Source organism: Streptomyces sp. 8L (genome assembly GCF_020176795.1).
Classification (GTDB): domain Bacteria; phylum Actinomycetota; class Actinomycetes; order Streptomycetales; family Streptomycetaceae; genus Streptomyces.
Map to the genome: position 1 here is coordinate 1 of NZ_JAIUKE010000241.1, position 7,292 is coordinate 7,292.

The 7,292-nt window shown below is 74.7% G+C and carries 7 protein-coding genes; 5 read left to right on the forward strand and 2 right to left on the reverse strand.

Features of this window, described 5'->3' with window-relative positions; all coding sequences use genetic code 11:
• Positions 1–150 precede the first annotated feature (150 nt).
• The 4 genes from LCE31_RS20495 (at position 151) to LCE31_RS20510 (ending at position 4,171) form a co-directional block, all read left to right on the forward strand.
• Positions 151–819: an O-methyltransferase gene (locus LCE31_RS20495; protein WP_225016214.1), complete on the forward strand. Its 669-nt coding sequence runs from the start codon at positions 151–153 to the stop codon at positions 817–819.
• Positions 820–1,110: 291 nt separating this feature from the next.
• Positions 1,111–1,608 (forward strand): Clp protease N-terminal domain-containing protein, encoded by a 498-nt coding sequence (locus LCE31_RS20500; RefSeq protein WP_225016216.1) that lies wholly within the window; start codon positions 1,111–1,113, stop codon positions 1,606–1,608.
• Between the two features lie 102 nt (positions 1,609–1,710).
• Positions 1,711–2,772 carry an EamA family transporter gene (locus LCE31_RS20505; RefSeq protein ID WP_225016217.1) on the forward strand — a complete coding sequence of 354 codons (1,062 nt, stop codon included), beginning with the start codon at positions 1,711–1,713 and terminating at the stop codon, positions 2,770–2,772.
• Between the two features lie 412 nt (positions 2,773–3,184).
• The gene (locus tag LCE31_RS20510) at positions 3,185–4,171 is read left to right on the forward strand and encodes a DMT family transporter (protein ID WP_225016227.1); all 987 of its coding nucleotides are present in this window, start codon (positions 3,185–3,187) and stop codon (positions 4,169–4,171) included.
• A gap of 140 nt (positions 4,172–4,311) precedes the next feature.
• Here LCE31_RS20510 and LCE31_RS20515 read toward each other — a convergent pair whose 3' ends face one another.
• Positions 4,312–4,956: an FMN-binding negative transcriptional regulator gene (locus tag LCE31_RS20515; protein WP_225016220.1), complete on the reverse strand. Its 645-nt coding sequence runs from the start codon at positions 4,954–4,956 to the stop codon at positions 4,312–4,314.
• Positions 4,956–5,678 (reverse strand): pyridoxamine 5'-phosphate oxidase family protein, encoded by a 723-nt coding sequence (locus LCE31_RS20520; protein ID WP_225016222.1) that lies wholly within the window; start codon positions 5,676–5,678, stop codon positions 4,956–4,958. The genes LCE31_RS20515 and LCE31_RS20520 overlap by 1 nt, the downstream gene beginning before the upstream one ends.
• A gap of 36 nt (positions 5,679–5,714) precedes the next feature.
• Between LCE31_RS20520 and LCE31_RS20525 the strand changes: the two genes are divergently transcribed.
• Positions 5,715–7,049 carry an aminotransferase class I/II-fold pyridoxal phosphate-dependent enzyme gene (locus tag LCE31_RS20525; RefSeq protein WP_225016224.1) on the forward strand — a complete coding sequence of 445 codons (1,335 nt, stop codon included), beginning with the start codon at positions 5,715–5,717 and terminating at the stop codon, positions 7,047–7,049.
• Positions 7,050–7,292: the final 243 nt, after the last annotated feature.

Here is a 7,292-nt window from a genome sequence, read left to right on the forward strand (position 1 = left end):
GGGGAGGACAGCGGGGGGCGGCAGGGCTTCGCGGCGACGCGCCGCGGGGCCCTACCGTTGCGTCCGCGCCGCTGCCTACGCTTCTGGCCGCGGACGACGCGCACCGGGCCGTGGCGGGTACCGCGACGGCGGAACAATGGAGGAGACCGCATGACAGAGGCTCGATGGACCGCTGTGGACGACTACTTCAGCGCCCAGCTCGTGCCGGAGGACGAGGCCCTGGAATCGGCGCTGCGCGTGAGCAGGGAGGCGGGGCTGCCTCCCATCAACGTGGCTCCCAACCAGGGCAAGCTGCTCCACCTCATCGCCCAGATCCACGGCGCGCGCCGCATCCTGGAGATCGGCACGCTCGGCGGCTACAGCACCATCTGGCTGGGGCGCGCGCTGCCCGACGGCGGGCACCTCGTATCGCTGGAGGCGGACCCGGTGCACGCGGACGTGGCGCGCCGCAACCTCGCGCACGCCGGCCTCGCGGGCCGGACGGAAGTGCGTGTCGGGGCCGCGCTCGACACACTGGCCGCGCTTGTGGAGGAGGGCGTGGACCCCTTCGACCTGGTCTTCATCGACGCGGACAAGCCCAACAACCCGCACTACCTCGAGTGGGCGCTCAGGCTGACCCGGCCGGGCAGTGTGATCATCGGTGACAACGTCGTACGAGGGGGAGCGGTGGCCGACGGCGACTCCGCTCATCCGGCCGTGCGGGGCATCAGGGACTTCCTGGAGCTGATGGGGCGCAACCCGAGGCTCTCCGCCACCGCGGTGCAGACGGTGGGGATGAAGGGGTACGACGGGTTCTCGCTGGCGCGCGTGATCGCGTAGAGCCGCCCGTCTGCCCGTCTGCCCGTCTGCCCGTCTGCCCGTCTGCCCGCCGTGGGCGCGGTGAGCGAGGTGAGCCGTGGGGCGTGGGCGTGGTGAGCCGTGGGCCGTGTCACAAGGCGGCGCACCGTTCCTCGTGGAGGTCTCCGGGTCGTGCTCGGCAATCTCATTCGTAAGGATGACGAGCCGTCCCGCGGACCCCAACCAGTGACGGACGCAGGGATGCTTCCCGGCGGCGATGTCCTCGGACCGTGAATGTGATGTGGTGGAAACGTGCAACTCCCCACCCCGCGGATGACTGGAACTCCCGCAGCCGTCGGCGCCGACCTCGACGCGCGCATCACCGTGGAACTCGCCTCGGTGGTGTCCGGCGCGCGTCGGCGTGCCCACCGGGACGGGGACGGCCAGATCGACACCGCGCACCTGCTGCACTCGCTGATCGAGTCGGACCCCGAAGTGCGCTCCGTGTTCGCGGACAGCGGGCAGGCCGCGCGGGTGCTCGGCTACCTGGTCCAGCGCAGCATCGGCTACGGGCTGCGCTGGCAGGGCACGGTCGAGGACTCGGGGGCGCTGCCTGTCCTGACGCCCGGTGCGCCCAACGGATGGTCGCCGCCCGCCGCGCTGGCCATGGACCGCGCGCTCGCCCGCGCCGGGCGCCGCGGCGCCGGACTCGCCGCGGGCGTGGACCTGCTGGCGGCGCTCGCGGCCGACCCCGAGTGCCGGGCGCTGGAAGTCCTGTCGCGTGCGGGCGTCGACGCGGCGGAGCTGACGCGGCGCATCGAGGGCCGGTGACGACGGCGTAGCGCGTCACCCCCGTACCCCTGTCCCTTCGCGCGGGGATGTGACAGGGGCCATGGTGCAGACGCTCCTGACGGCGACTGTCATGATGGCGTCATGCGTGTCACTCAGGGCAGTCATCCCCGCGGCCGGGGCGCCGGTCTCGGCCTCGCACTGGTCTCCGCCGTGTCCTTCGGCGGCTCAGGTGTCGCCGCCAAACCGCTGATCGAAGCGGGCCTCGACCCGCTGCACGTGGTCTGGCTCCGGGTGGCGGGCGCCGCGCTGGTGATGCTCCCCGTGGCCGTGCGCCACCGCGCGCTCCTGCGGCAACGGCCCGCGCTGCTCGCCGGATACGGGCTGTTCGCCGTGGCCGGTGTCCAGGCCTGCTACTTCGCGGCGATCTCCCGTATCCCCGTAGGGGTGGCGCTGCTCATCGAGTATCTCGCGCCCGCGCTCGTCCTGCTCTGGGTGCGCTTCGTCCAGCGCCGGCCGGTGACCCGGTCCGCGGCCATCGGCGTCGTGCTCGCCGTGGCGGGCCTCGCCTGCGTCGTGGAGGTGTGGTCGGGGCTGAGCTTCGACCCCGTCGGACTGCTGCTCGCCCTCGGTGCCGCGTGCTGCCAGGTCGCGTACTTCGTCCTGTCCGATCACGGCAGCCGGGACTCCGAGGCGGCCGACCCTCTGGGGGTGATCGCGCACGGGCTGCTGGTCGGCGCGCTCGTGCTGACGGTGGTGGCGCGGCCCTGGGGGATGCACTGGCAGGTGCTGGGCGGCAGCACCCGCATGGACGGCACACCGGTCGCGGCGGTCCTGCTGCTGTGCTGGATCGTCCTGATCGCCACGGTCGTCGCCTATATGACGGGCGTTGTCTCGGTGCGCCGGCTCTCGCCGCAGGTGGCCGTGGTCGTCGCCTGTCTGGAAGCGGTGGTGGCGACCGTACTGGCCTGGGTGCTGCTCGGCGAACACCTGTCGGCACCCCAGGTCGCGGGCGGCTTCGTGGTGCTCGTGGGTGCGTTCGTCGCCCAGAGCAGTACGCCGGCCAAGCCCGCGGACCTGGTCGTCGCGACGGGCGGGGTGCCGGGTGACGTCGGGGCGGCGGGGGGCGGGGGGGGCGGGGGGGGCGCCGCGGGGGGGGGGGCCCCGGCGGACGGGCGGTTGTCGGGTGGCGGGCCCGAAACGTAGGCTGCGGATCATGCATTCCACCGTGCTGCCGCCGCCCGTCGTCTGACGCGGGCGGAAGCCACCGACGAAGACCCGGCCCGGGCAGTCCCCGGGCGGCTTGTCGCTGCCCGCGTGCCGAAGCAAGCGACCAGTCAGCGCTTTTCGTCCATGGAGTGCCCGCGTGTCGAGTTCGTCATCCCCATCGTCCGAGCCATCCCCGTCGGCCCCGTCATCTGCGTCATCCCCTTCATCCGCTTCATCCGCTGTCCCCGCCGTCGCCTCCGATCCGCTCGCCGCGCCTGTCGCGCCCGTCCCACAGGTCGCACCCGTCGCACCTGTTGGGCCGGTCGAGCCTGTTGGGCCCCTGGCTCCCGGCGTTCCCGGACCCGACGGCGGGTCCGACGGGCCCGGCGATGAGTCCGGAAGGCCCGGACTGTCCGTCGGGCGGGGGCTGTTCTACCTCGCTCTCGCGGGCCTCGCCTGGGGTACGGCGGGCGCTGCGGGCACCCTCGTCTACCGCGTCAGCGATCTCGGTCCCTTCGCCCTGTCGTTCTGGCGCTGCGCGGGCGGGCTGGTGCTGCTCCTCGGAGCGCTCGCTCTGCGGGGGCGCGGTGGCCGGGGAGGCGGGCGCGACGGTACGGGCCGCGACCGCGCCGGCCGTGCCGTCGAGCCGTGGCGGCGCAGGGTGCTGCGCGTCGCCGGGTCCGGAATCGCCTTCACGGTCTTCCAGACGGCCTATTTCGCCTCCGTCCACTCGACGGGGCTCGCCGTCGGCACCGTCGTCACTCTTGGCGCGGGCCCGGTGTTCATCGCCCTCGGCGCGCGCGTGCTGATGGCCGAACGACTGGGCGCGAGCGGGGTGTCCGCGGTGCTGGGCGCGCTCGCCGGGCTCGGGGTCATGACGCTCGGCGGGGGCGGCTCGGGTTCCGCGGCCGTACGCCCGGCGGGGGTGGCGCTCGCCGTGCTGTCGGCCGCCGGGTACGCGGCGATGACGCTGCTCACGCGCTGGCTCGGCAGGGACGGGCGCCGCTCGGACGCGCTCGCCACGACGGCGTGGGCCTGCGGGATCGGGGTGGTGGCCCTGCTGCCCGTCGCCCTCATGACCGGCGGGGGGCTCCTGCCGCACACGGCGCACCCGTCGGAGGTGGTGTGGCTCCTGGTGTACGTGGCCGCCGTGCCGACCGCGCTCGCCTACGCCCTGTACTTCGCCGGAGCCGGGGTCGTGCGGGCCGCGACAGTCTCGGTGATCATGCTGCTCGAACCGGTCAGTGCGGCGCTGATCGCCGTATCGGTGCTCGGGGAACGGCTCACCGCCGCGACGGTGGCGGGCACCCTGCTGCTGCTCGCGTCGGTGGTCGGACTTGCGGGCTCCGAGGCGCGGGCGTCGCGCCGGCGCCGTCGGCGGGTGTCCGCCGGGTAGCGGCCGGGGCGCTGCGGGGTACGGGGGCGCGGGGCCCGGCGGCGCGGGAGTGACGTATCGCTCCCGCGCCGCCGACTGCGGGGCCGCCGGTGGCCGCCGTAGCCCGGCGCCTCCCGCGGCCACGAGCCCGCCCCGTGCGTTCAGTCTCCCGCGCGGTGGCGGGAATGGTGGGCCAGGGCCGCCAGATCCCGCGGGGTGGCCCTGGTACGCAGACCTGCCGCCGTCCGGACCTTGGTGCTCTCGGGTTTGTGCGCCCCGTATTTGAACTTCGCCCGGACCTCGGTCACTTCGAGCCGCAGGACCCTGATGCCGGGGAGCATGCGGCCGAACGGCGCCTCGCCCGGCGCGGCCGGGACGGTGACGCCCTCCTCCTGGAAGTGGGCCACCTGCCGGTTGAGCAGGGCGGCCTTCTCCTCCGCCTCGTCCACCACGTGGGCCCGGCACGCCAGTTGGACCGCGCTGTAGAAGCTCGTCGGTGTCCCGTGCTCCGCCGGTATGTCGTCAGTGGCCTGCCACGGACCCGGGATGAACGCGTAGTCGTCCACCACGCTCAACAGCACGGCAGGACAGGCCTCGACGGCTGCCCAGAGCGGGTTCGGGCGGGCGAGGTGGGTGACCACCTCGCCGTGCGCCCCGGCGTCCGGGTCGTACGCGAAGTGCAGTGGCTGTACGAACGGCGGTGCGCCGGACGGGCCGTTCACCGCCAGCTGCCCGAAGTCGTGTTCCGCCAGCCACTCGCGCCAGATCCGGTCCTCCCGCGGCGCGTCCCAGGGGTGGATCAGCATCAGGAGCCCGCCCCCGGCAGATAGCCGGGGAGGCCGATCGCGGAATCCAGGTCGTCCGCGGGCACGGGCTCGCCGTAGGTCCTGCTCACCGGTACGACCCCGCTCCAGTACGGCAGGCCGGCGTCCTCCGGTTCGTCGATCGGGCCGCCCGTGCGCAGCTTCGCCGACACCTCGTCGAGGTCGAGCCGGACGACCGCCGTCGCGGCGAGCTCCTTGGCGTTGGCCCTGCGGGAGTCGTCGGCGCGCCCGGGCAGGATGTGCTCGACGATGGCGTCCAGCGCCATCCGCCGCTCCGCCTCGTCCGTGACCTGGTGCGCCACGCCGTGCACGACCACCGAGTGGTAGTTGATCGAGTGGTGGAACGCGGAGCGCGCCAGCACCAGGCCGTCCAGCTGCGTGACCGTCAGGCAGACCGGCAGGCCGGGCGCCGCTTCGCCGTCCGTGCGCTCGCCGGACCGCCGCAGCGGGCGCGAGCCGGTCGAACCGTGCACGTAGAGGCTCTCGCCGACCCGCCCGTAGAGCGTCGGCAGGACCACCGGCGCACCGTCGCGCACGAATCCGAGGTGGCAGAGGTACGAGGCGTCCAGCACGCGGTGCACCAGCTCGCGGTCGTAGCGCGCCCGCTCCTTGGAACGGGTCGGAACGGTCCGGTCCGTCGGGCGGTAGTCGGTCGGGTGGGGGTCGGTCGGGCGGGGGACCGCCACGGCGTCCGCTTCCGGCATGTGAGGTCTCCATTGCACTAGTGCATACTGTTCTTTGTGCTAGGAGAATATCGAATCGAGGGCCGGGGCGCAGCAGAAATCGCGGCCAGTGTGGAGCGCGGGATCGCCGCCGGCCACCTGTCGCCCGGCCAAGTGCTGCCGCCGTTGCGGGAGTTGGCCACCGAGATCGGTGTGAATCCGAACACCGTGGCGGCCGCCTACCGGACCCTGCGGGAGCGCGGAGTCATCGAGACCGGCGGGCGCAGGGGCAGCCGGGTGCGGCACCGTCCCGCCAGCACGCCGCGCGGCTCGCTGGGCGCCGAGGTACCCGCGGACGTACGCGACCTCGCCGACGGCAACCCCGACACCGCCCTGCTTCCCCCGCTGGGCGAGGCGCTCGCCGCCGCCGCCCGCCGCCACGCGGAGCGGCCCGCCCTCTACGGCCGCCGCTCGGAACCCGACTCCGACCTCGGCCGCCTGGCCCGGGCGGGCTTCGACGCGGACGGCGTCCCCGAGGGGCCTGTCGGCGTCGCGTCCGGCTCCCTCGACGTGGCGGAACGCGTGCTCGCCGCGCACCTCAGGACCGGCGACGCGGTCGCGGTGGAGGACCCGGGATGGGGCAGCCTCCTCGATCTGGTGTCCGCGCTCGGCCTGCGGCCGCTGCCCGTCGGCGTGGACGACGACGGGCCGCTCGCGGCGGATCTGGCGCGGGCGCTGGAGTCCGGCGCCCGCGCCGTCGTCGTCACCGACCGTGCGCAGAACCCGACCGGCGCCGCCGTGAGCGCGGCCCGCGCCGCCGAGTTGCGCGCCCTGCTCGCCGCCCACCGGGACGTGCTGCTCATCGAGGACGACCACGGCTGCGCGATCGTCGACGTACCGCTGCACCCGCTCGCCGGTACCACCGACCACTGGGCGTTGATCCGTTCCGTCGCCAAGGCGTACGGGCCCGATCTGCGACTCGCGGTCTTCACGGGAGACACCCTGACCGTCGACCGTGTCAGGGGGCGCCAGGGCCTCGGGCCCGGCTGGATCAGCAATCTGCTCCAGCGCACGGTCGTGGAGCTGTGGGAGAGCGGGGCGGTGGACGTCCCCGCCGTCGCGGCGGCGTACGGGACACGCCGCGACGCCCTCGTACGGGCATTGGCGGAGCGCGGCGTTCCGGCGCACGGCCGCAGTGGGATGAACGTATGGGTGCCGGCGGCCGACGAGGCGGGTGCCGTGGCGCGGCTGCTGCGCGCCGGGTTCGCGGTCGCGCCCGCCCCCCGCTTCCGTATCGCGGCGGCGCAGGGTCTGCGGATCACGGTGTCGTCCCTGACCGCGGGAGACATCGCACCGCTCGCCGACGCGGTGGCGGCGGCGGTCAGGCCGGTGCCGGCGCGCAGCTACGGGTGAGCCGGCCCCCGACCGGACGCGGCGCGGGCCCCGTCCCCTCCCGCGCGGCCCGGCCCCGTATCCCCCACGGGACGGGGGAAGTGACGGGCCCGAGCTCACCGGCAGGGGACGCGGGCGCGTCAGGCGAGGCTGATCGAGCCGCCCGACACCTTGATCTGCTCCGGCGGCCGCGGCGGCGGGGGGGGGCCGCCCCCGCCCCCGCCGGCGCCCGGGGGGGGGGGGGGGGCCGGGGCGGGGGGCGGG

Bases quoted from the DNA above. Each gene is read 5' to 3' on its own strand.
- LCE31_RS20495 (WP_225016214.1), top strand. From the start codon at position 151: ATGACAGAGGCTCGATGGACCGCTGTGGACGACTACTTCAGCGCCCAG.
- LCE31_RS20500 (WP_225016216.1), top strand. From the start codon at position 1,111: ATGACTGGAACTCCCGCAGCCGTCGGCGCCGACCTCGACGCGCGCATC.
- LCE31_RS20505 (WP_225016217.1), top strand. From the start codon at position 1,711: ATGCGTGTCACTCAGGGCAGTCATCCCCGCGGCCGGGGCGCCGGTCTC.
- LCE31_RS20515 (WP_225016220.1), bottom strand. From the start codon at position 4,956: ATGCTGATCCACCCCTGGGACGCGCCGCGGGAGGACCGGATCTGGCGC.
- LCE31_RS20520 (WP_225016222.1), bottom strand. From the start codon at position 5,678: ATGCCGGAAGCGGACGCCGTGGCGGTCCCCCGCCCGACCGACCCCCAC.